This is a genomic window from Shimazuella sp. NTD248 (assembly GCF_059510395.1).
This window is the reverse complement of sequence record NZ_JCAJZT010000008.1, coordinates 41,465-62,695: the sequence shown is the minus strand read 5'-3', so window position 1 is coordinate 62,695 and position 21,231 is coordinate 41,465. Positions and strand designations below refer to the sequence as shown.

The 21,231-nt window shown below is 40.1% G+C and carries 24 protein-coding genes; 16 read left to right on the top strand and 8 right to left on the bottom strand.

The window, feature by feature from the left end; translation table 11 throughout:
- Positions 1 to 185 precede the first annotated feature (185 nt).
- Positions 186 to 476, top strand: coding sequence for a transposase (locus AC5WOE_RS16535; protein WP_496053077.1), 291 nt, complete (start codon positions 186 to 188; stop codon positions 474 to 476).
- A 38-nt stretch (positions 477 to 514) separates the two neighbouring features.
- Here AC5WOE_RS16535 and AC5WOE_RS16530 read toward each other — a convergent pair whose 3' ends face one another.
- From AC5WOE_RS16530 to AC5WOE_RS16515, 4 genes are all read right to left on the bottom strand, one after another.
- Entirely contained in the window at positions 515 to 1,141 is a 627-nt protein-coding gene (locus AC5WOE_RS16530; RefSeq protein WP_496053076.1) for a PspA/IM30 family protein, read from the bottom strand.
- Positions 1,142 to 1,168: 27 nt separating this feature from the next.
- Complete coding sequence (locus AC5WOE_RS16525; RefSeq protein WP_496053075.1) at positions 1,169 to 1,543, bottom strand: hypothetical protein; 375 nt, start codon at positions 1,541 to 1,543, stop codon at positions 1,169 to 1,171.
- 244 nt (positions 1,544 to 1,787) lie between these two features.
- Positions 1,788 to 2,282, bottom strand: coding sequence for a CAP domain-containing protein (locus AC5WOE_RS16520; protein ID WP_496051003.1), 495 nt, complete (start codon positions 2,280 to 2,282; stop codon positions 1,788 to 1,790).
- A gap of 174 nt (positions 2,283 to 2,456) precedes the next feature.
- Entirely contained in the window at positions 2,457 to 3,230 is a 774-nt protein-coding gene (locus tag AC5WOE_RS16515; protein ID WP_496053074.1) for a DODA-type extradiol aromatic ring-opening family dioxygenase, read from the bottom strand.
- A 179-nt stretch (positions 3,231 to 3,409) separates the two neighbouring features.
- Between AC5WOE_RS16515 and AC5WOE_RS16510 the strand changes: the two genes are divergently transcribed.
- Positions 3,410 to 4,021, top strand: a complete 612-nt coding sequence (locus AC5WOE_RS16510) for a tetratricopeptide repeat protein (RefSeq protein WP_496051005.1) — start codon at positions 3,410 to 3,412, stop codon at positions 4,019 to 4,021.
- Here the strand turns inward: AC5WOE_RS16510 and AC5WOE_RS16505 are convergent.
- The 3 genes from AC5WOE_RS16505 to AC5WOE_RS16495 form a co-directional block, all read right to left on the bottom strand.
- The gene (locus AC5WOE_RS16505) at positions 4,016 to 4,429 is read right to left on the bottom strand and encodes a hypothetical protein (protein ID WP_496051006.1); all 414 of its coding nucleotides are present in this window, start codon (positions 4,427 to 4,429) and stop codon (positions 4,016 to 4,018) included. The two genes, AC5WOE_RS16510 and AC5WOE_RS16505, sit on opposite strands and share 6 nt — an antisense overlap.
- A gap of 65 nt (positions 4,430 to 4,494) precedes the next feature.
- On the bottom strand, positions 4,495 to 4,821 hold the full coding sequence (locus AC5WOE_RS16500; RefSeq protein WP_496051007.1) for a hypothetical protein: 327 nt from the start codon (positions 4,819 to 4,821) through the stop codon (positions 4,495 to 4,497).
- Positions 4,822 to 4,990: 169 nt separating this feature from the next.
- Positions 4,991 to 5,353, bottom strand: coding sequence for a hypothetical protein (locus tag AC5WOE_RS16495; protein ID WP_496051008.1), 363 nt, complete (start codon positions 5,351 to 5,353; stop codon positions 4,991 to 4,993).
- 751 nt (positions 5,354 to 6,104) lie between these two features.
- On the opposite strand from AC5WOE_RS16495, the gene AC5WOE_RS16490 reads away from it, so the two are divergent.
- The 8 genes from AC5WOE_RS16490 (at position 6,105) to hslU (ending at position 15,153) form a co-directional block, all read left to right on the top strand.
- Positions 6,105 to 6,248, top strand: a complete 144-nt coding sequence (locus tag AC5WOE_RS16490) for a YqzM family protein (RefSeq protein WP_496051010.1) — start codon at positions 6,105 to 6,107, stop codon at positions 6,246 to 6,248.
- A 157-nt stretch (positions 6,249 to 6,405) separates the two neighbouring features.
- Complete coding sequence (sucC, locus tag AC5WOE_RS16485) at positions 6,406 to 7,566, top strand: ADP-forming succinate--CoA ligase subunit beta (RefSeq protein ID WP_496051011.1); 1,161 nt, start codon at positions 6,406 to 6,408, stop codon at positions 7,564 to 7,566.
- A 24-nt stretch (positions 7,567 to 7,590) separates the two neighbouring features.
- Positions 7,591 to 8,496, top strand: coding sequence for a succinate--CoA ligase subunit alpha (sucD, locus tag AC5WOE_RS16480; protein WP_496051012.1), 906 nt, complete (start codon positions 7,591 to 7,593; stop codon positions 8,494 to 8,496).
- A gap of 62 nt (positions 8,497 to 8,558) precedes the next feature.
- Positions 8,559 to 9,641, top strand: a complete 1,083-nt coding sequence (gene dprA, locus AC5WOE_RS16475; RefSeq protein WP_496051013.1) for a DNA-processing protein DprA — start codon at positions 8,559 to 8,561, stop codon at positions 9,639 to 9,641.
- Between the two features lie 163 nt (positions 9,642 to 9,804).
- Positions 9,805 to 11,877 (top strand): type I DNA topoisomerase, encoded by a 2,073-nt coding sequence (gene topA, locus AC5WOE_RS16470; RefSeq protein WP_496053073.1) that lies wholly within the window; start codon positions 9,805 to 9,807, stop codon positions 11,875 to 11,877.
- A gap of 1 nt (position 11,878) precedes the next feature.
- Positions 11,879 to 13,210 (top strand): FADH(2)-oxidizing methylenetetrahydrofolate--tRNA-(uracil(54)-C(5))-methyltransferase TrmFO, encoded by a 1,332-nt coding sequence (trmFO, locus tag AC5WOE_RS16465; protein WP_496053072.1) that lies wholly within the window; start codon positions 11,879 to 11,881, stop codon positions 13,208 to 13,210.
- Between the two features lie 21 nt (positions 13,211 to 13,231).
- Positions 13,232 to 13,771, top strand: a complete 540-nt coding sequence (gene hslV, locus AC5WOE_RS16460; RefSeq protein ID WP_496053071.1) for an ATP-dependent protease subunit HslV — start codon at positions 13,232 to 13,234, stop codon at positions 13,769 to 13,771.
- A gap of 2 nt (positions 13,772 to 13,773) precedes the next feature.
- Positions 13,774 to 15,153, top strand: coding sequence for an ATP-dependent protease ATPase subunit HslU (gene hslU / locus AC5WOE_RS16455; RefSeq protein ID WP_496051016.1), 1,380 nt, complete (start codon positions 13,774 to 13,776; stop codon positions 15,151 to 15,153).
- Positions 15,154 to 15,182: 29 nt separating this feature from the next.
- On the opposite strand, the gene AC5WOE_RS16450 is transcribed toward hslU, so the two are convergent.
- Positions 15,183 to 16,388 carry a PIG-L family deacetylase gene (locus AC5WOE_RS16450; RefSeq protein ID WP_496053070.1) on the bottom strand — a complete coding sequence of 402 codons (1,206 nt, stop codon included), beginning with the start codon at positions 16,386 to 16,388 and terminating at the stop codon, positions 15,183 to 15,185.
- Positions 16,389 to 16,629: 241 nt separating this feature from the next.
- Between AC5WOE_RS16450 and AC5WOE_RS16445 the strand changes: the two genes are divergently transcribed.
- The 6 genes from AC5WOE_RS16445 to uppS all read left to right on the top strand — a co-directional run bounded on the left by AC5WOE_RS16445 (position 16,630) and on the right by uppS (position 21,173).
- The gene (locus tag AC5WOE_RS16445) at positions 16,630 to 17,319 is read left to right on the top strand and encodes a tetratricopeptide repeat protein (RefSeq protein WP_496053069.1); all 690 of its coding nucleotides are present in this window, start codon (positions 16,630 to 16,632) and stop codon (positions 17,317 to 17,319) included.
- 159 nt (positions 17,320 to 17,478) lie between these two features.
- Positions 17,479 to 18,183, top strand: a complete 705-nt coding sequence (rpsB, locus tag AC5WOE_RS16440) for a 30S ribosomal protein S2 (protein ID WP_240876723.1) — start codon at positions 17,479 to 17,481, stop codon at positions 18,181 to 18,183.
- A gap of 124 nt (positions 18,184 to 18,307) precedes the next feature.
- Positions 18,308 to 18,961: a translation elongation factor Ts gene (gene tsf, locus AC5WOE_RS16435; protein WP_496051020.1), complete on the top strand. Its 654-nt coding sequence runs from the start codon at positions 18,308 to 18,310 to the stop codon at positions 18,959 to 18,961.
- A gap of 66 nt (positions 18,962 to 19,027) precedes the next feature.
- Positions 19,028 to 19,756 carry a UMP kinase gene (gene pyrH, locus AC5WOE_RS16430; protein WP_496051021.1) on the top strand — a complete coding sequence of 243 codons (729 nt, stop codon included), beginning with the start codon at positions 19,028 to 19,030 and terminating at the stop codon, positions 19,754 to 19,756.
- A 32-nt stretch (positions 19,757 to 19,788) separates the two neighbouring features.
- The gene (frr, locus tag AC5WOE_RS16425; RefSeq protein WP_496053130.1) at positions 19,789 to 20,310 is read left to right on the top strand and encodes a ribosome recycling factor; all 522 of its coding nucleotides are present in this window, start codon (positions 19,789 to 19,791) and stop codon (positions 20,308 to 20,310) included.
- A 92-nt stretch (positions 20,311 to 20,402) separates the two neighbouring features.
- Positions 20,403 to 21,173: an undecaprenyl pyrophosphate synthase gene (uppS, locus tag AC5WOE_RS16420; RefSeq protein WP_496053068.1), complete on the top strand. Its 771-nt coding sequence runs from the start codon at positions 20,403 to 20,405 to the stop codon at positions 21,171 to 21,173.
- Positions 21,174 to 21,231: the final 58 nt, after the last annotated feature.

Here is a 21,231-nt window from a genome sequence, read left to right as displayed (position 1 = left end):
TGTTTTCCGCGTTTGTTGTTGAAAAAACACAAAGGACGCTCCACTCACCCAAAGCGAGACTTGTGCCCTTGTCTGAGGTGCACATCTGCGCTTTTACGTTGAATAATGCAACAAGCTCGAAATAGATTAATTGAAGCATGTATGGGAAGTTTATTCACCGCAAACACTGATAATGGGTGATAAGAATGAAAGTGTTGCTGGTGATAGGAATCATATTTTTACCACTTTTTCTCTGTTTGGTTCAACGAATATGGCCAAGACTAGAAGTTTACTTGAATAGTTTCGCTGTTGTGTTTCTGTTAATCTTTAGCAGCATTGCTTCCATTGGGATCTATACGATTATTCATGATCACACTGTTTTCATGACCAGCATTCATGGGCTGTTTCTCAATCCTTTTTTCTTAGTTACTGGTGCTTATTTAGGGTTGTACGTAATCTATCGTCTTTGGCTTATTTTAGGTAGAGAGTGGAAGTAGAAAAACAGAGGAGTACATTCGTACATCCCCTGTTTTTTCTATTGTGCTTCTTTTGATTCTTTTAGCTTTTCGATTCGTAAGTCGATTTCATCTAATTCTTCAATCTCATTTGTTTTCGTAATCTCTTTCTGATGACCATTCAAGTGATTGATTTCATCGTTGATCCTTTGAAAATCGTGAAGTAATTCCTCTGATTTTAAGGCTTCGAGTGTTTGGTTGATGCTATGATATGCTTTTGCTCGGTTTACTCTTGCGACCAAGCTGTTTTTCTTATCTACGAGATTTAGGTATTCCCGTTCTAAGGTGTAAAGTTTTTCTTTTAAATCTTCGATTCCAGCTTCCGTTTCCGCGATATATACTGCATATTCTTCTGTTTTTGCTTGATAGTGAATCTTTTCATTGGAAGCTTTTGTGGCCAATGCTTCTTCGCCTGCTTTTGCAGCTATTTCTGCTTGCTTTTCTCGTTTCACTATTAGCAATTTTGCTTCTTCCTGTTGTTTTTGAAAGTTTTGGAGATAAACAAGCTGTTTACTAATCACATCTTTTACTACGAAAATTTCTTTCTCCATATCTTTTAAATATTGTTTTAACATGGATTCTGGATCTTCTATTTCACTGATTACCTGTCGGTAGGTGGATTTAAAAAAACGACGAAAGCGTCCCATTCCTATTCTCTCCCTTCTAAAATGAACCTAAGTATGTTTATTTTTTTCTACAAAGGCCTTCCAATCGGCGTCAAAGCTGTTGTCAAAAGAATGTTTGGCAGCGGTTGATCCAGTAACGCTAGTCGAAGAGGCTTGATAGAGTAATTTCCATCCGAAGTAGAGTAAGGTTCCGCTGATGAGTAAGGCAAATAGCAAAGGTACGATAAACAAACAACATATCGCTGCTATTCCCAAAAGGAGATATGCTTTGTTTTTCCTTTGTCTTGTATGGGCATGCTTTAATTTTTTTACTCCATAAAATGCAAGGCTTGCCATTAGTACCAAGAGGAAAATGCGTCCGAAATGGACAAGCAGCACAATGGAACCAATGACAAGCAGGATAATCCCAGCAACTTTCTTCATCTTGTTTCCCCCCTTTGTTGTTGTTGCTAGCATTAGAATATAGTAGATGGAAGTGAACCAAAACGATCTAGAGGTTTAACTTTATCTAAGACTTTAGTCGCATTTCGACTGATTCATATAGGTATTCATTTTTTATTCGATAGAAAGTAATCATTTACCTGTTTTTTTATGAGAAACATACAGAAAACGTCATAAAAACAAATTAGAATCAATCACATAAGAAAAACAGTGGAATACCCACTGCTTATCCTATAAATTGTTGAGTCCAATACGTTTCGTACTTTCCTCCACCGTCTGCATAACCTACCCCGATATGTGTGTAGTTGGGATTTAAGATATTTTCTCGATGTCCTTCGCTCTTCATCCAGCCTTCCATCACTTCTTCTGGAGTTTTGTATGCTGCTGCGATGTTTTCACCACAATATCTGTAATCTACCCCTTCTTTTTTCATATGGTCACAAGGTTTTCCATAAGTAGGAGAGGTGTGATTAAAATAATTTTTATCACGCATATCTTCTGATTTTTGACGAGCTAGTTGACTCACTTTAAGATCAAATTTTAGTGGTTTTAAATTGCGTTTTTTTCGCTCTTCATTTACTAAGTTGATTACTTGTTGTTCGTATTTGGATACGGTGTATTCTTTTTTTGAACTGACATTTTGAGCAAAAGTTGTTGGGATAAGAGAGAATAGGCTGATGAATAAAGAGAGAATAAGAAAGCATGAAAATATTTTTCGCAATGGAGTAACCCCTTTCTGAATGTATGAGAATATCTCCATTATAAAGAAAATTAGCATTATTTAGGTGGCGAAAAGATTAACATATCTATTTCGTTTCTACATTTTTTTCTTTCTGTTATTGCTATTTGTTTGGGATCGTATTTCTTATACACACGATCCCGTTGTATATACCGCTTATAGATTTAAATCAAACCCAACACAAAGATAGCTAAGGCTACCTAGTTCATAGCCTTGAAATAAAACAGATGTTTTAGAAGAACATGTCCCTGCGGCGATCAAAAAAGGAACAAAATGTTCAGGTCTTGGAACTGCTCGACCAACATGAGGAGCAAGTGCAGTGTATTGTAGTAAAGCTTCTTTATTTTGAGCTGTGATTTGATCGATGAGCCATTGGTCAAATTGTATTGCCCATTGCTCAGGCTCTTCTTGATCCCAGTTTAAGATTCGAAGATTGTGGACTGTAGAACCACTGCCGATCAGCAAAATATCATGTTTGGCTAATCCGCGGAGCGCCTCTCCGATCCGATATTGTTCTTCTGCTGGAAGAAATGGATTTACAGATGCTTGTACGATCGGGATTGCGGCATCGGGATAAAGGTGTTTGAGCAATGTCCAACTCCCATGATCGAGACCTCGAACGGGATCTAATTTTGTAGAGATTCCTTTATCTGAAAGGAGTTGCTGGGTGAGTTTCGCTACTTCAGTAGAACCTTTTGCAGGATAAGTAATCTGATACATTTCATCTGGAAAACCACCAAAATCATAGATCATTTTATAAGTTTCATCGTGATAGGATAGCGTGAGAATTTCGCTTTCCCAATGAGCACTAAAGAGGACAATGGCTTTTGGGCGTTTCAGGTCTTGTCCTAGCTTATGTAGAAATTTGCTATAACTATCTTCTCGAATGGCAATAAGAGGAGAACCATGAGACAGGAAAAGGGATGACATAGGTGAGCTCCTTTTTGGTTATAGTTTCCCCGATTGGTAGTAAAGACAAACTGTTATTTTGCTAAAGTGATGATACCGGTTTTCTAAAGTCTGATTCTTTCCTATTTTGATGCTGTTTGATAAGGTAGGACCATCCAATTTCATGCTATAATGGAATCGGAAGGGGCCAGAAAAATAAAATGAGATTATCAAAACTTAAAGAGAAATTACCGAATCTATCGCATTATATGCAATATAATCCAGCTCAATTTCTCCGTGAACAGCCAGTCGATGAAGGGGAATTAAAGGCTGTTTTAGAAGAAGCAAATACATATCTTCGGCAAGTATTACAAGAACCAAAAGTCGATCCGCAAGTGTTGATTTTTCTCTATAGTTACCTTGGCAATGGTTATCGGGTATTATACCAAACTTCAAAAGCAGTACAATATTTGGAGAAGGCCTTAGAGTTGACAAAAAAAGAGGAAGATTTACAGGGTGAATTACGAGCCCTGATTCGACTTGGGGAAGCTTTTAAATATGATGAGAGACATGAAGCAGCTCTAGCTTGTTTTGAACAAGCCTTAGCGATCAGCAGCTACAAAGATTTAGAGAATTATCGGGACTACGCACTTCAACATATGGGGAAATGTTTACTGGAATTAGGAGAGTATGAAAATGCGATCCTGCGCTTTGAAGAAGCGCTTGATCTGAGGAAAAAGAAAAACAATCCATCGCTTATTTTAGCAACAGAAACAGCGATTGTTATGGCTTATATTATGAAAGATGAAGAAGGGAACACGCCAAGTTTATAACATCTGGGGATAGAGAAGACGGAATTGTCCAATGACTGTTGCGTAATCTTTTTCCACAATTTCTAAAAGTTGCCCATCTTGCAAATAGAAGAAATAGGTACTGTGTTGTTCTGTTTTGGAATAATACATGCCGACTAATTTATCTTGATAATCAAAAGTAGCTCCTAAAATTACGGCTATTTCACTATCATCTTCTGTTAGCAAAACTTGAAAAAAATAAGGCTCCAGTTCGTCCAATAAACGTTCCCGATATGTTTCACCTGGAAAGCGAAGGGTGATAGTATCGGGTGTTTCTGTGTCTACAAGGTAAATGTCTTTTCGTGATTCTTTGTCCCAAACGATCAGGGCATGTTGGACTTGATGATGGGAGAAGAGATATTGGTGATCCGTGGCAAATTTTATATTCAAGACAAAAACTCCTTTCAAGTGCGGCGCCCGGAGTACACAGTTGTGTGCTCCGGGCGCTTGCTGAATCAGAGTTCTCCGTTGAGAATCCTACTGATCCAGTTTTCCTTTGCCTCCTTCACAGGAGACTCAGGTGCTTCCTGCATTCGCTCATACTGGATGACCTCCAGCATGGCTCCGACGGCTCCTTCGAGAGTACCGAGGGAATCCCCCCTTCCGCGCACCATCTGGAGCAGGGTGATGAGCTGCTCGACAGACTGAGGCAAGTACGAGAGACCAACCGTAGCGCTGATGTGAGCCAGAGCGTTCTGGAACGTCGCATTCTGCGGCAGCTTCTCTTCCGGGTGGAACGTCTTCAGGTGTTCCTGAAGGGCATCGACAGCGGTTGACAGCATGTGCCGTCCTTTCTAAATGTGCGGCGATTGCTATGCCTTGCACTTTAAGTATATGCCAAATATTTGTTTTTTTCCAATTGGGATAATTTCTTTTGGAACGCGCGGCGCCCGAGCTTGTACGTGAGTACATGCTCGGGCGCCTCTGCCTCTATGACAAAGGGAGTATTTACTAGTCCGAGAGGCGGCTTCTCCTCCACAGAGTGGTTGAGGGAGTGTTGTTTTTATAAGCGACTCGCAGAACTTGCAGTCGTTTGTTGAGTGCATCCAGAGCCCAGTCGATACGGCCGTTGATCTGGATGAGTTTTTTGAACTGCATGTCTGGTACCGTTTCGAGCACTTCGACGATAAACCGGACTTTCAGGTGCAACGGGAGGTCGAGCAGCGGCCAGTCTGCCCTCTCTCGAACACCATGCCTCTTCAGTTCCCAGAGTGCAACATCAGCTGCACGCTCAAGATCGCCATCCTGAGGAATCCTATCGTGTTTCGAAAATTCTTCCGACAGGAAAGAGCGAATGTAAGGGTTAGGGTTCATGGTGGACCTCGACCTTTTACCTGTTATATGGGAGTCTGCAAGTTCGCTAATCTTATATATTATTATAGGGTTATTTTTATATTATGACTATATTTTTTTGGAATTATAAATCCAAAACATGAGATGAAAAGAAGTTTTAAAAATAATTAATTGAAAATTACATATATACGTGTTTTCCTTGTCAAAACGTTTGTAGTGTTGTTACAATACAAATAACCGATGAGAACATCATGTTCGCATCACTCTCTCCAGGAGAATCCATGAACTTCGGTGCCAAGACCCACAACGGCATCACCGGCGGTACCCCCATCGAGCGTGTGGAGACCAAGACGTCCCCGACGTACGGTGCCCCGGACCACGGCGACGGTGTCAGCGGTGGTACTCCCATCCAGCGTGTGGAGACCCCGAGGAACCGCGCGGATCACGGCAACGGCATCACCGGCGGACAGCCTGTCCCGTCGAAGCCGGCTCCCTACCGTGGGGTCGTTGTGGAGTAGAGCTCCTACTCCATTAGTTGAGCTCCCGTCTCGGGTATTCATTCTGGAGCGCCGGTCGCAGAGCAATCTGTGACCGGCATCCAAATGCCAATAATCAAATTTACTATAGAAAAGCCGTCAAAACCTCACTAGGTATTGACGGCTTTCGTTTGTGATGAAATAAATAATTCTATAAAATAGTTTTCAGTCTATAAGATGTTTTTACTCTCGCTTTTTTGGTATACTAAGCCTGTTATAAGAGGGGAGGGTCCTTGGTGAGTTCACAAGTGCAAGCGCATGATGATTCCAATGAAAACAAAGAAAATGAATTTATTGATTTTATGGTATCCGCAGGGGTAGCAGGTGGACTGCTCTTCGGGATTTTTATCATTGCAACCATCATCAAGTTATTGATGTAAGGACACCTTGATTTGGTGTCCTTTTTCTCTTGGCAAGTCAAAAAAAATGGACTATACTTGCAGAGGAGCCGAGGGAGAGAAAACTTGAGCAAATGATTTTATTTGCCATTACATATACCCTGATTTGGCTTTTTATCTATGGACTGGAGGATGGAGCATGAACGTACATGAGTACCAAGGAAAAGAAGTGCTAAAGAAATTTGGCGTCCAAGTACCAAATGGATATGTCGCTTTTAATGCAGATGAAGCAGTAAAAGCAGCACAATCCTTAGGTGGAAACCTATGGGTGGTAAAGGCACAAATCCATGCAGGTGGACGTGGAAAAGCTGGTGGAGTAAAACTAGCAAAAAGCCTAGATGAAGTACGTGAATTTGCAAATGAATTAATCGGAAAAGTACTAGTTACACATCAAACTGGTCCAGAAGGAAAAGAAGTAAAACGTCTTCTTGTCGAAGAAGGCTGTCCTATTGAAAAAGAATATTATATCGGTGTGGTCATCGACCGTTCTTCTAACTCTGTTGTATTGATGGGTTCTGAAGAAGGTGGAACAGAAATCGAAGAAGTAGCTGAAAAAACACCTGAAAAAATCTTCAAAGAAGTGGTAGATCCAGCAGTAGGTTTGCTGCCTTTCCAAGCAAACCGCCTTGCAAATCGGATCAATATCCCTAAAGATAAAGTGAGAGAAGCAGTGAAGTTTATGCTCGCTCTTTATAAAGCTTTCGTAGAAAAAGATTGTGCATTAGCAGAAATCAACCCACTTGTTACGACGACAGATGGCCGAGTTATGGCTCTTGACGCAAAATTAAACTTTGACTCCAATGCTTTGTATCGTCAAAAAGATATCGTTGCTCTTCGCGATCTAGATGAAGAAGATCCAAAAGAGATCGAAGCATCCAAATATGACTTGAGTTATATTGCCTTAGATGGAAACATCGGTTGCATGGTAAATGGTGCTGGACTTGCAATGGCAACAATGGATATCATCAAACATTATAATGGAGACCCAGCTAACTTCTTGGATGTTGGGGGCGGAGCAACTGCTGAGAAAGTAACAGAAGCTTTTAAAATTATTTTGTCTGATGAAAAAGTAAAAGGTATATTTGTCAACATCTTTGGTGGAATCATGAAATGTGATGTTATTGCAGATGGCGTTATTCAAGCTGCAAAACAAGTTGAACTTGATCGCCCACTTGTGGTTCGTCTCGAAGGAACCAATGTGGAACTCGGCAAGAAAATGTTGAATGAGTCCGGTCTTGCAATTGTAGCAGCAGATTCCATGGCTGATGGAGCACAAAAAATCGTCGAACTAGTGAAATAAGGTTGATAGAGAGGAGCATGCAAGGTGAGTATTTTCGTTAATAAAGACACCAAAGTGATCACTCAAGGAATCACTGGTGCAGTTGGTCTTTTCCATACCCAACAAGCGCTTGCGTATGGAACTCAAGTAGTAGGTGGGGTAACTCCTGGTAAAGGTGGTACCACTGTAGAAGGTCTTCCTGTTTTTAATACAGTTGTAGATGCAGTTGCAGCAACTGGTGCTACTGCTTCAGTTATTTATGTAGCAGCTCCATTTGCCGCTGATGCAATTATGGAAGCAATTGACGCAGAACTCGATCTTGTTGTTTGTATTACAGAAGGTATTCCAGTATTAGATATGGTAAAAGTAAAACGTTATTTAGTTGGCAAGAAAACTCGTCTGATCGGCCCAAACTGCCCTGGTGTTATCACTCCTGATGAATGCAAAATTGGGATTATGCCTGGGTATATTCATAAAAAAGGTCATGTAGGTATCGTCTCTCGATCTGGAACCTTGACTTATGAAGCAGTACATCAGCTCAGTACTCGTGGTATTGGACAATCTACAGCAGTTGGTATCGGTGGAGACCCAGTAAACGGAACCAACTTTATCGATGTGTTGGAAGCATTTGAAAATGATCCAGAGACCAAAGCAGTTATCATGATTGGTGAAATTGGCGGTACCGCTGAAGAAGAAGCGGCAGAATGGATCAAAGCAAATATGACAAAGCCTGTTGTGGGCTTCATCGGTGGGCAAACTGCACCTCCTGGAAAACGTATGGGTCACGCTGGTGCGATTATCTCTGGTGGGAAGGGAACAGCAGCTGAGAAAATCGCTACCTTAGAGCGTTGTGGTGTGTCTGTAGCATCAACTCCTGCTGTTATCGGAGAAACCTTGGTAAACTTATTGGAAGCAAAAGGATTATTGGATGGATTTGTCGTAAAGAGCTAATAGTATGAAAAGGGAACCTATGATAGGTTCCTTTTTTGTTTCCAATAGAGGAGGCTCATCTCTTGCTGCGCAAATCATTAATTGCTATCCATCATCTAAAAGGTGTTGGTTGGTCAACTATTCGTCACCTATTTCAATTTGGATGGGAAGGTGGCAAAATACAAGAGAGTATTTTAAGTAAACTGCCAGTGAAATCTGCCCAAGTGATCCGTAAAAACTGGTCATCTAGTTATATGGAAAAAGTGCTGCGCAAACTGGAGGGAAAACAAATTGATACCATGACAATATTTGATGATGATTACCCTCCTCTGTTGCGTGAGCTTCCCCAAGCACCGTGGGTATTGTACTTGCTCGGCGACCGAGCACTATTGAATACAAAATGTATTGCCATTGTCGGAACAAGAAAAGCTAGCATATATGGTCGAAGAGTAACTGAACAATTGAGTCGTGAATTATCTCAGGCGAACTGGACGGTTGTCAGTGGGATGGCAGCTGGAATTGATGGGATAGCTCATCAGAGTGTATTAGCAGTTGGAGGTAAGACGATCGCTGTTTTAGGGACAGGGATCGATGAAATATTTCCAAAATATCATCAAAAATTGTATCATCAGTTGATTCGATCTGGTTTGGTGATCTCCGAATATCCGCCAAGTACACCTGGCCATCCTGGACTTTTTCCACAACGAAATCGAATCATCAGTGGTTTGTCTTTTGGGACAGTAGTCGTAGAAGCGGCAGAGAGAAGCGGGTCTTTAATAACTGCTGAGTTTAGCATGGAACAAGGCAGAGAAGTCTTTGCTGTTCCAGGTCCGATTCATTCGCAAGGAAGCAGAGGAACACTCTCTTTGATTCAACAAGGAGCAAAGTGTGTGCAATCAGTAACCGATATATTAGAAGAACTACCAGATTGGCGGACAGAAGCCTTTACGGAAACAAAGCAGGAGATTGCAGTTACGATCGAATTCACTCCCCTAGAACAAGAAGTATGGAAATATCTTTCTGATGAACCTGAGCATCTTACATCTTTAATGGAAAGAATTGCTGATAAAATGACAATTAGCGATCTACATAGTTCTTTGTTATCTTTAGAAATAAAAGGTTGTATCGCTCAGTTACCAGGTTCGCAATACATAAAGAAATCTTGATTTGTTTTAAATTTGCAGTACAGATCCATACTGATCTGCATTGGATGTAAGGTGAAATCATTTTTCTTAACCTAAATATACAACTTATACCTATTGTTGCACACTGATGTTTGGTTTGGTATGTTATCAGGTATGAACGAAAGGCGAGGAAGGAGGGCCCCTGATGGCCGACTCGTTGGTGATCGTAGAGTCCCCAGCAAAAGCAAAAACTATTAGTAAATATTTGGGTCGAGGCTATATTGTAAAGGCATCGATGGGCCATGTTCGAGATTTACCAAAGAGCCAGTTAGGTGTAGATGTGGAGCAAAATTTTCAGCCTAAATATATAACAGTTCGTGGTAAAGGCGATGTGATGAAACAATTAAAAGATGCCAAAAAGCGTGTAAAACGGGTTTATCTGGCAGCTGACCCTGATCGTGAAGGAGAAGCGATTGCTTGGCATTTGGCTAACAGTTTAAATATTGATCCAAATGAAAGTTGTCGTGTTGTTTTTCGGGAAATTACCAAACAGGCTGTGAAAGACGCGTTTAAACAACCGCGTCCCATTAATATGGATTTGGTAAACGCGCAACAAGCACGACGAATTCTCGATCGTTTGGTTGGTTATGGCATAAGCCCGCTTCTTTGGAGAAAAGTAAAACGAGGTTTGAGTGCTGGTCGAGTACAATCGATTGCAGTTAAACTTGTGATTGATCGTGAAAAAGAAATACGAAATTTTAAACCAGAAGAATATTGGACAGTTACTGCTCATTTATCGACTGGCAAAGACACGATTGAAGCACAATTTTATGGATATGAAAATAAAAAGACAGAATTAAAAAAAGAGGCCGATGTTGAAAAGTTATTAGCGACGATAAAAGGAAAAAGATTTATTGTATCAGACGTCCGTTTAACAGAGCGCAAGCGAAATCCGTCTCCTCCTTTTATAACCAGTACGTTGCAACAAGAAGCTGCTCGTAAACTCAATTTCCGTCCACAAAAAACAATGGCAATAGCTCAGCAGCTCTATGAAGGAATAGAGCTTGGAAAAGCGGGTAGCGTAGGACTTATTACTTATATGCGTACAGACTCAACGAGAATAAGTGATACGGCAAAAGAGGAAGCAAAAAATTATATTCAGAAGACGTATGGAGATAATTATGTATCCAAAGGAAGCAATGAAGCTACTAAGAAAGCAAATTCTCAAGATGCTCACGAGGCAGTTCGACCATCTTCTGTGCTCCGTACTCCCTCGGAGGTAAAGGATTATTTAAAACGAGATCAACTCCGATTATATAAGCTCATTTGGGAAAGATTTGTTGCGAGTCAAATGGCTCCTGCTGTTTTGGATGCCGTTACAGCTGATATACAAGCAGGAGAAGCGACATTTCGTGCAACTGGTTCAAAAATAAAATTTCAAGGGTTTATGAAGGTATACATTGAGGGAACAGATGAAAAGAAGCAGGAAGAGGAAAAATTTCTACCTGCTTTGAAACCGAAACAAACATTGACCAAGAAAAAAATAGATCCAAAGCAACACTTTACACAACCACCGCCTCGATATACAGAAGCGAGATTGGTCAAAATACTTGAAGAAAAAGGGATAGGCAGACCTAGTACCTATGCACCCACATTGGATACCATTCAAAAACGCGGCTATGTTTTGATGGAGGACAAACGTTTTGTCCCATCTGAACTCGGGGAAATTGTGTTAGCTATGATGGAGGAATTCTTTCCGGAGATTTTAGATGTTACCTTTACTGCCCATATGGAAGAAGATTTGGATCAAGTTGAAGAAGGTCAAATCGATTGGGTGAAGTTGTTGGCTGAATTTTATAAGCCCTTTCGAAGTCGTTTATCCGTTGCTGAGGAAGAGATGGCAGAAGTAGAGATTGCAGACGAAGAATCAGATGAAGTCTGTGAGAAGTGCGGCAAAGTAATGGTATACAAGCATGGTCGTTTTGGGAAATTTTTAGCTTGTTCTGGATTTCCTGATTGTCGTAATACAAAGGCAATCGTCAAATCTACGGGTGTAACTTGTCCTGTTTGTCATGAAGGGGAAGTAGTAGAGCGAAAGAGTAAAAAGAATCGTTTGTTCTATGGATGTACACGCTACCCCGAGTGCGATTTTGTTTCTTGGGATAAACCAGTGCCTCGTCCATGCCCTCGATGTAAGGGGATGTTAGTAGAAAAAAAGAAAAAGAAAGAAACATTCATTGTTTGCACCAAGTGTGATTACGAAGAGGAGAAAAGTTAACATGAAAAGCGTTACAGTAATAGGTGCAGGACTGGCAGGCAGCGAGGCAGCTTGGCAAATTGCTTCCCGTGGGGTTGCCGTTAAATTGATCGAGATGCGACCTGTACGGAAAACACCTGCACACCGGTCAGACCAGTTTGCAGAGTTAGTATGCAGTAATTCCCTCAGAGCTGCTGGTCTTACCAATGCAGTCGGTATTTTAAAAGAAGAGATGAGGAAACTTCATTCTTTGATCATAAAAAGCGCGGACCAGCACGCAGTTCCTGCTGGTGGCGCACTTGCTGTGGATCGAGAAGCATTTTCGGAGACGATTACCCGTACTTTATCCGAGCATCCTAACATAGAAGTAGTCAAAGAAGAAGTAAAAGAGTTACCTGATGGCATAACGGTTGTTGCTACAGGTCCTCTGACATCGCCAAATTTGTCTGCTAAACTTCAAACATTGACAGGAGAAGAATATTTGTATTTCTATGATGCTGCTGCACCTATTGTAGAGAAAGACAGCATAGATATGGAGAAGGTTTTCCTGCAATCGCGTTATGACAAAGGTGAGGCAGCATACCTCAATTGTCCAATGAATGAAGAAGAATTTAATCGGTTTTATGATGCACTCATCTCAGCAGAATCCGCACCTTTAAAAGAATTCGAAAAAGAAATCTATTTTGAGGGATGCATGCCTATAGAAGTGATGGCTCGTCGCGGCAAGAAAACATTGCTCTTTGGACCGATGAAACCAGTTGGATTGACAGATCCACGAACAGGAAAACGTCCTTTTGCTGTTGTCCAGCTCAGACAAGATAATAGTGCTGGAACATTGTTTAACCTAGTTGGATTTCAAACACACCTTAAATGGGGACCACAAAAAGAAGTACTTCAACTAATTCCTGGTTTGGAAAATGCTGAAATTGTTCGCTACGGTGTTATGCACCGCAATACATTTTTAAATTCGCCTAAATTACTCAAACCTACTTATCAGTTTCGAGGTCGTGACGATTTATTTTTTGCCGGCCAAATTACAGGTGTAGAAGGGTATGTTGAGTCTGCTGCATCTGGTTTATTAGCAGGGATAAATGCTGCGCGTATGGCTAGAGTAGAAGAACCTGTCACTATGTCTCCTGTTTCAACAATGGGGAGTTTGGCTCACTACATAACAACAACAGATAGCAAACATTTTCAACCGATGAATGCAAATTTTGGGTTATTCGCTCCACTGGATTCTCCAATGAGAGGAAAGAAGGAGCGGGCAGAGCAATATGCTGAGCGTGCTATAGTAGAGTTGGATAAAATATCTTCTCAGATCAATGTACAATCAAGCAAACAGATCATCTCATGATAGATAGAAAGTAGGGATACAATGGAGCAATTTCATGCAACTACTATCTTTGCCATTCGTCATAATGGGGAAGCTGCGATAGCTGGTGATGGTCAGGTCACATTTGGAAATCAGATGATCATGAAACACGGTGCTAAAAAAATTCGTCGACTTTATCGTGGGCAGGTAGTAGCAGGATTCGCTGGTTCTGTGGCAGATGCTATTACATTGTTTGAAAAATTTGAAGGGAAGCTTGAAGAATACCAAGGTTCCCTCACCAGAGCAGCAGTAGAGTTAGCAAAAGAATGGCGTACAGATAAGATGTTGAAATCTTTAGAAGCGATGTTGATTGTTTTAAATAAAGAGCAATTGTTATTAGTTTCTGGTAATGGGGAAGTGATCGAGCCAGACGATGATGTATTAGCTATCGGTTCAGGTGGAAGCTATGCATTGTCTGCTGGTCGTGCACTAAAAAGATATGCCTCTGATTTAACCGCAAAAGAGATAGCCAAAGCCTCTTTGACTATTGCTAGTGAAGTTTGCGTGTTTACCAATGATCATATCATCGTTGAGGAGGCTTAAAGATGTTAACTCCAAGGCAAATTGTTACAGAATTAAACAAGCATATCGTAGGTCAAGATGAAGCCAAACGGGCTGTTGCGATAGCACTACGCAATCGTTATCGTCGTAGTTTGTTACCTGCTGATTTAAAAGAGGAGATTGTTCCTAAAAATATTTTGATGGTTGGACCTACTGGTGTGGGGAAAACAGAGATCGCTCGAAGGCTTGCAAAATTGGTGGGAGCACCATTTGTAAAACTTGAAGCTACCAAGTTTACCGAAGTTGGGTATGTGGGTCGAGATGTCGAATCTATGATTCGTGATCTTACAGAGACAGCAATTCGAATGATAAAAGGCGAAAAGCTATCGAAAGTGAAGGAACAAGCAAAAATATTGGCAGACGAACGTCTGGTGGAGTTGTTGGTACCAGATAAAAAGCAAACTTCCTCTTTTAAAAATCCAATTGAAATGCTTTTTCAAACAGGTCAGCCAAAAGAAGAGCCTTCTAAAGAAGAGAATGCATCTATGCGACTGGAACGAAATAGGATGGCTGCACGATTACAGCAAGGAGAGCTCGAAAATCAATTAGTTGAACTGGAAATTGAAGAACAAATGGGCTCCATGTTCGATATGTTTGCTGGTATGGGTGGAGACCAAATGGGCATGAATATGCAAGAAATGTTTAGTAATATTATGCCTAAGAAAAAGAAAAAACGCCGTCTTCCTGTAAAAGAAGCTAGGGAAATATTGATCCAAGAAGAAGGGCAAAAATTGATCGATATGGATCAAGTGACCCAAGAAGCATTGGAACGTGTAGAACAAACAGGGATTATTTTCTTAGATGAAATTGATAAAATCGCCGGTAAAGATAAGCATGGTCCAGACGTTTCACGTGAAGGTGTGCAACGTGATATTTTGCCGATAGTAGAAGGGTCAACTGTGGTTACCAAGTATGGTTCTATTAGAACAGATCATATTTTGTTTATTGCAGCAGGAGCATTTCATGTTGCAAAACCATCTGATCTCATCCCAGAACTTCAAGGGCGTTTTCCTATTCGCGTTGAATTAAATGATCTAACATCAGACGACTTTGTCCGTATTTTGACAGAACCGAAAAGTGCACTTTTGAAACAATATGCAGCTCTGTTGGAAACGGAAGGGATTAAAGTTATCTTTACAGAATCTGCCATCAGAGAGATTGCGAAGTTAGCTGCTGATGTGAACAGTCAAACTGAAAACATTGGTGCAAGAAGGTTGCATACGATACTTGAGCGATTGTTAGAAGAGCTTTCATTTGAGGCTCCTGATATTACTTTGGAGGAAATCACAGTAACTCCTGAGTATGTCAAGGAAAGATTGCATAGTATAGTATCGGATCGAGATTTAAGCCAATTTATTTTGTAAACAAAAAGAAGCCGTTTTGGCTTCTTTTTTTACTGTGTTGATGTATGCTGTCTATTTTGAATGTTTGCTAGCATAGAAATAAACTGTGGGGAAACACTGTGATAGCCGATAGCAAACGAATCTACCATGGGATTCCAAGCTTGATATACAAATGCAGCTTTTTTCACTCGGAAGGCTTGGTTTGTATTGGGAGTAACAGTGGAACCAACTTTAACTGTATTCCAATCGTTTCTAGATACATATAAACGGACATCTGTTAATTCTTTTTGATTATACAAATCTACCAAAGCTTGTCCACTGATGGAGTGCGATAAAGAGCTGTCGTGTTGGGACATCGCTTTAAAACTTGCGCCAGGATATTTTTGTGCATATTCCAGTACCAACGATTTCATTTCATCTAAAGTCAAAGTTCCATCAGATGTGAGATTACGAATATGAATATTTTCAGGTTTGACACCTAACTGCATCAGTGCTGATTTTAGTTCATTTGTTCTAGCATCAGAAAATCTTTGATTATCAATTGGTTTGTATCCTTCCACAGCGGGGTTGTGTGTTCCGCCCCACCAACTGGAACCAACTTCCCCATTTAATATCTTTTGAGCAACTGATCCAGCGCCATCGGTATATAAAACCGCTATGACTTCTCTTCCAGCATCTAGGTGTTGGGTGATGGCAACTCCCATCGATAAGGTTTCATCATCTTGGTGAGGGATAAAAAAAATGGCAGGTGGAGTACTTGCAATTCGGGTTGATGGTGAGGTTATTTTTGGAGCTAAGGTATCAGGATCTTTTAATGTTTTGGATTGGGTGACAACAATAAAGTTTCCTCCCCCAGTTACTTCTGCTAAAATTTTATTTTTTTTAGCATCGTAGCTTTGGTTTTCTACACGAAAATATCCCGCTTCTTCTCCAGAAGATTCATATCGATATAATACTGCTTCTTTTACATCTTTTTTGACAGGTATGTTCAAAATATACATAAGGCTCTTATCTTGGGAATTTATTTCGAATTTCAATTCTTCCCCCATCTTTAATGATTGGAGGTTACTAGGACGGATAGTGAACTTTTTGCTTACATCTCCTGTTCCTTTCACCGTTCCAGTTATTTTCCATTGGTTACTTGGAATAGGGCTGCTCTTTTTGGAGATGGCACTAGCAGATGGAGTAGAGAAAAGGTTAAAGGAGAGAAGGGAGCAACAAATAACAAAAAACAATAATAGATGTAATTTTCTCAAAGTTGATTCCCCTTTTGTTTTAGGATGATATTATTTTCATTTGTTACATAATTTATTTTAATAGAAAATTCTCGATATTGTTATGTGAAAATATTGAGTCTGAAATGTTCAGAGATGTCTTTTTAGAATCACAAAAGAAAGATATCTATTATATGTTTTTCCTCGTATTTGTCTACCATTTTCTCTATTTTTGTGATAATAATATTTGTTGTAATAATGTTAACAAAGGAGCTGGATATACATGAGTGATCACGTTATGTCTGATGGCGAAAAATGGTTACGAAAATCAGCTGAAATGGGTAATGTAAAAGCAATGCATAATCTAGGATGGAGATTACTAGATGCTGCGGGTCTTCCTCATAATGAGCAAGAAGGGGAAATGTGGCTAAAAAGAGCTATTTCTCTTAATTATGATCCGGCATTAAGTGCATTGGGCTGGAGACTTTTAGATGGGAAGGGAATTACGCAAAACATTGCAGAAGGTGAACGCCTGCTTAGAGAAGCAACGAATAAAGGTAATACATATGCTATGTGCTCTCTAGCATGGGCTATTTTAAAGGGAACTCTTCCAAATAATGATCTAGCTGAAGCAGAAAGATTATTGACTCGTGCTGCAGAAGGTGGAAATTTAGATGCAATGGATAGCTTGGGATGGCGTTATCTAGATGCAAGTGGATTTCCTTATAATCAAGAATTAGGAGAGCACTGGTTGAAAAAAGCTGCAGATGCAGGTAGTGCAGAATCCATGTACCAATTAGGATGGCGTTTAGTTGAAGGTTTTACCTTGCCACACAATGAACCTGAAGGAATTATGTGGTTGGAAAAATCCTCCAACGCAGGTCATACTCATGCGATGTCATATCTTGGGAATTTATTGCTGGACAAAGAAGAATTTGCTCAAAAACAACAGAATCCCAGTAATTTACACTGATTTACGAACTTAAGCCTTGCAAGCTATTTGCTTTATATGATATATTCGTCATTGGTGTAAAACACACGCCAGAGGAGTGAACAGTGGTGCCAAAAATGTTGGTTGCTGTTTCTCGATGATCCTTGGCGGAGGATTAAAAACCATAAGGAGGCTGAATTCATGGCAGTTGTATCCATGAAACAATTATTAGAAGCAGGTGTTCACTTCGGTCATCAGACTCGTCGTTGGAACCCAAAAATGAGTCGTTTTATTTTTACTGAACGTAATGGTATTTACATCATTGATCTACAAAAAACAGTGAAAATGATGGAACAAGCATACCAATTTGTTCGCGATCTATCTCGTGAAGGTGGAAATGTATTATTCGTTGGAACAAAAAAACAAGCACAAGAAGCAGTAAAGGATGAAGCAATTCGTTCTGACATGTTTTTTGTAAATCATCGTTGGTTAGGTGGAACATTGACCAACTTTGGAACTATCCAAAAACGTATTCAACGACTACATGAGCTAGAGCGCATGGAAGAAGACGGTACTTTTGAAGTACTTCCTAAAAAAGAAGTTGTTCTCTTGAAAAAAGAACAAGCTCGCTTGGAGAAATTCCTTGGCGGTATTAAAAATATGAAAAAACTTCCTGATGCAATCTTTATTATAGATCCTCGTAAGGAACGGATTGCTGTTGCAGAAGCTCGCAAATTAAACATTCCGATTATCTCTATTGTAGATACTAACTGTGACCCAGACGAAGTAGATTATGTAATTCCTGGTAACGATGATGCTATCCGCGCTGTGCGTCTATTTACTGCTAAAATCGCTGATGCGATTATTGAAGGAAGACAAGGTGAACAACAAAGTTCAGCTTCGTAAGTTTTTTGAGTAGGGGTGGTAGAGCCACCCCTTTTTATTAGTAGTTTATTGTTAAATGGTTTCATTTTGGGAATTTGACCATATAGATGATTAATTGATTTGTAGTGAAAGGTAGTGGCAATAGATGGCTATTTCTGCATCAATGGTAAAAGATTTGAGACAAAAAACAGGCGCTGGAATGATGGATTGCAAAAAAGCGCTTACAGAAACAAATGGCGACATGGAGAAAGCAATCGAATACCTTCGTGAAAAAGGTATCGCTGGTGCTTCTAAAAAAGCAGATCGTATCGCTGCAGAAGGTATAGTTGAGTCTTACATACATGCTGGCGGCCGTATTGGTGTGCTGGTAGAAGTAAACTGTGAAACAGACTTTGTTGCAAAAACTCCTGAATTTGGAGCATTTGTAAAAGATATTGCTATGCAAATCGCAGCAATGAATCCAAAATATGTTCGTCGTGAAGATGTTGGAGAAGAAGAAGTAGAAAAAGAACGTGAGATTTTGAAGCAACAAGCACTTCAAGAGGGCAAACCAGCTAACATTGTGGATAAAATGGTAGAAGGTCGTCTTGTAAAACACTTCAAGGAAATCTGTTTACTTGATCAAGTATTTGTAAAAGACAATGACAAAACGATTGATCAATTGGTAAAAGAGCAAATTTCACGTATTGGAGAAAATATTACTATCCGTCGTTTTGTTCGTTACGAACTTGGAGAAGGTATTGAAAAGCGCCAAGACAACTTTGTAGAAGAAGTAATGTCTCAGGTAAACAAAGGCTAAAGCGATATGGGGAGCACATTTCGTGTATCCCCCTTTTTCAAATACTGACAGAAAGGTGGGGATCGTGTGAGCACTCCCAAATATAAACGGGTTGTCTTAAAGTTGAGCGGTGAAGCACTAGCTGGTGAGCAAGGGTATGGGATTGACTCAGCGGTACTTACTTCTATTTCCCGTCAAATCAAAGAGATCATTCATTTAGGTGTAGAGGTTGCAATAGTAGTAGGCGGAGGAAATATTTGGAGGGGTATTGCTGGAACGAAACGCGGGATGGATCGTGCCACAGCTGACTACATGGGGATGTTAGCTACGGTAATGAATTCACTTGCACTGCAAGATTCCTTGGAATCCATGGATGTAGCTACAAGGGTACAGAGCTCTATCGAAATGAGACAGATTGCTGAGCCTTATATCAGACGAAGAGCTATTCGCCATCTAGAAAAAGGACGGGTTGTGATTTTTGCAGCCGGAAACGGTAATCCTTACTTTTCAACAGATACGACAGCTGCTCTACGGGCTGCGGAAATAGAGGCAGAAGTCATTCTCATGGCGAAAAATAATGTGGATGGTGTTTATAACACAGATCCACGCCTCGATCCAAATGCTGAAAAATATGATACACTTACTTTCCTAGAAGTATTGAACAAAGGATTAGCCGTAATGGATTCTACAGCTTCTTCCTTGTGTATGGATAATAATATTCCTTTGATTGTATTCAATATTACGACAGAAGGTAATATTCGCCGGGTATTAATGGGTGAATACATAGGAACTGTTGTGAGGGGGAATCACACTTGATTAATGAAGTAAAATCAACTGCTCAAGATAAGATGGAAAAAGCGGTTCAAGTATTAAAACGGGATTTAATGTCTCTTCGGGCGGGGCGTGCTAATCCTGCTTTATTGGATAAAGTGATCGTAGATTATTATGGAAGCCCCACACCAGTAAATCAACTGGCAAACATTAGTACACCAGATCCTCGTACTTTGTTTATCCAACCATGGGATAAATCAGCTGTAGCACAAATCGAAAAATCTATCCTCAAATCCGAACTAGGTCTTACACCAAATAATGATGGTTCTTCCATACGAATCACAATTCCACCACTAACAGAAGAGCGTCGAGCAGATTTAGTAAAAGTAGCGAGAAAAACTGGCGAAGAAGCAAAAGTAGCTGTACGAAATATACGCCGAGAAGCTAATGATGAATTGAAAAAGTTAGAAAAAAACAGTGAAGTAAATGAAGATTCTTCTCGTCGTGGCCAAGAAGAGATTCAAAAAGTAACTGATCAATTCATCAAATTGATTGATAAGGTAGTTGCTGATAAAGAAAAAGAGATAATGGAAATTTAACATTGGGTAATAGAAAACTCCTTCATTTGAAGGGGTTTTCGACTACACCTTTTTATCCACAGAAGCAATTTTCAGTGGCGGAGGTATATATTATGCGGTTAGGATTAAAGGGGCTGTTTAACCAACACAACCAAGGTAATGGTTTTACTGAGGAGATTGATAAACAAACTTTGCCAAAACACGTAGCCATTATCACAGATGGCAATGGCCGCTGGGCTAAAAAACGTGGATTACCGAGGACAGCTGGTCATGCAGCAGGTATGAGGAGAGTAAGAGAAACGATTAGAGCAGCAAATGATTTGGGGATTGAAGTACTCACTTTCTATTCTTTTTCGACTGAAAATTGGAAAAGACCTAAAGAAGAAGTAGACTATCTTATGAAATTGCCTGTCGAATTCCTAAAAACAGATTTACAAGAACTAATAGATCGTAATGTTAAGGTGCAAATGTTGGGAGAAAAACGACAAACCCCCAATTTTACTCAGGAAGCTCTAACGAAATTTGAGGATAAAACCAAACACAATACAGGTATGATTTTAAACTTTGCAATCAACTATGGTTCGCGTGATGAAATTCTTTCCATGATCCAACAGATTATAGATGACGTTGAATTGGGAAATATTAGTAAAGAAGACATATCTGAACAAGTAGTCAGTGAACGCTTGCTTACTAAGGGATTGCCTGATCCAGACTTGGTGATCCGATCTAGTGGCGAGATTCGAATAAGTAATTTTTTGCTCTGGCAAATTGCTTATAGTGAGTTTTGGTTTACAGAAGCACTCTGGCCTGATTTTTCGAAAGAGATGTTCTTTGAAGCAATAAAGGAATATCAACGGAGATCGAGACGATATGGATCTCTCTAAAAAGGGTAACATTATTAAGTTGGAAAATAGCGAATCGTGACATTATGATTCTGCCATA

Bases quoted from the DNA above. Each gene is read 5' to 3' on its own strand.
- AC5WOE_RS16535 (WP_496053077.1), top strand. From the start codon at position 186: ATGAAAGTGTTGCTGGTGATAGGAATCATATTTTTACCACTTTTTCTC.
- AC5WOE_RS16530 (WP_496053076.1), bottom strand. From the start codon at position 1,141: ATGGGACGCTTTCGTCGTTTTTTTAAATCCACCTACCGACAGGTAATC.
- AC5WOE_RS16525 (WP_496053075.1), bottom strand. From the start codon at position 1,543: ATGAAGAAAGTTGCTGGGATTATCCTGCTTGTCATTGGTTCCATTGTG.
- AC5WOE_RS16515 (WP_496053074.1), bottom strand. From the start codon at position 3,230: ATGTCATCCCTTTTCCTGTCTCATGGTTCTCCTCTTATTGCCATTCGA.
- AC5WOE_RS16510 (WP_496051005.1), top strand. From the start codon at position 3,410: ATGAGATTATCAAAACTTAAAGAGAAATTACCGAATCTATCGCATTAT.
- AC5WOE_RS16500 (WP_496051007.1), bottom strand. From the start codon at position 4,821: ATGCTGTCAACCGCTGTCGATGCCCTTCAGGAACACCTGAAGACGTTC.
- AC5WOE_RS16495 (WP_496051008.1), bottom strand. From the start codon at position 5,353: ATGAACCCTAACCCTTACATTCGCTCTTTCCTGTCGGAAGAATTTTCG.
- sucC (WP_496051011.1), top strand. From the start codon at position 6,406: ATGAACGTACATGAGTACCAAGGAAAAGAAGTGCTAAAGAAATTTGGC.
- topA (WP_496053073.1), top strand. From the start codon at position 9,805: ATGGCCGACTCGTTGGTGATCGTAGAGTCCCCAGCAAAAGCAAAAACT.
- trmFO (WP_496053072.1), top strand. From the start codon at position 11,879: ATGAAAAGCGTTACAGTAATAGGTGCAGGACTGGCAGGCAGCGAGGCA.
- hslV (WP_496053071.1), top strand. From the start codon at position 13,232: ATGGAGCAATTTCATGCAACTACTATCTTTGCCATTCGTCATAATGGG.
- hslU (WP_496051016.1), top strand. From the start codon at position 13,774: ATGTTAACTCCAAGGCAAATTGTTACAGAATTAAACAAGCATATCGTA.
- AC5WOE_RS16445 (WP_496053069.1), top strand. From the start codon at position 16,630: ATGAGTGATCACGTTATGTCTGATGGCGAAAAATGGTTACGAAAATCA.
- rpsB (WP_240876723.1), top strand. From the start codon at position 17,479: ATGGCAGTTGTATCCATGAAACAATTATTAGAAGCAGGTGTTCACTTC.
- tsf (WP_496051020.1), top strand. From the start codon at position 18,308: ATGGCTATTTCTGCATCAATGGTAAAAGATTTGAGACAAAAAACAGGC.
- frr (WP_496053130.1), top strand. From the start codon at position 19,789: ATGGAAAAAGCGGTTCAAGTATTAAAACGGGATTTAATGTCTCTTCGG.
- uppS (WP_496053068.1), top strand. From the start codon at position 20,403: ATGCGGTTAGGATTAAAGGGGCTGTTTAACCAACACAACCAAGGTAAT.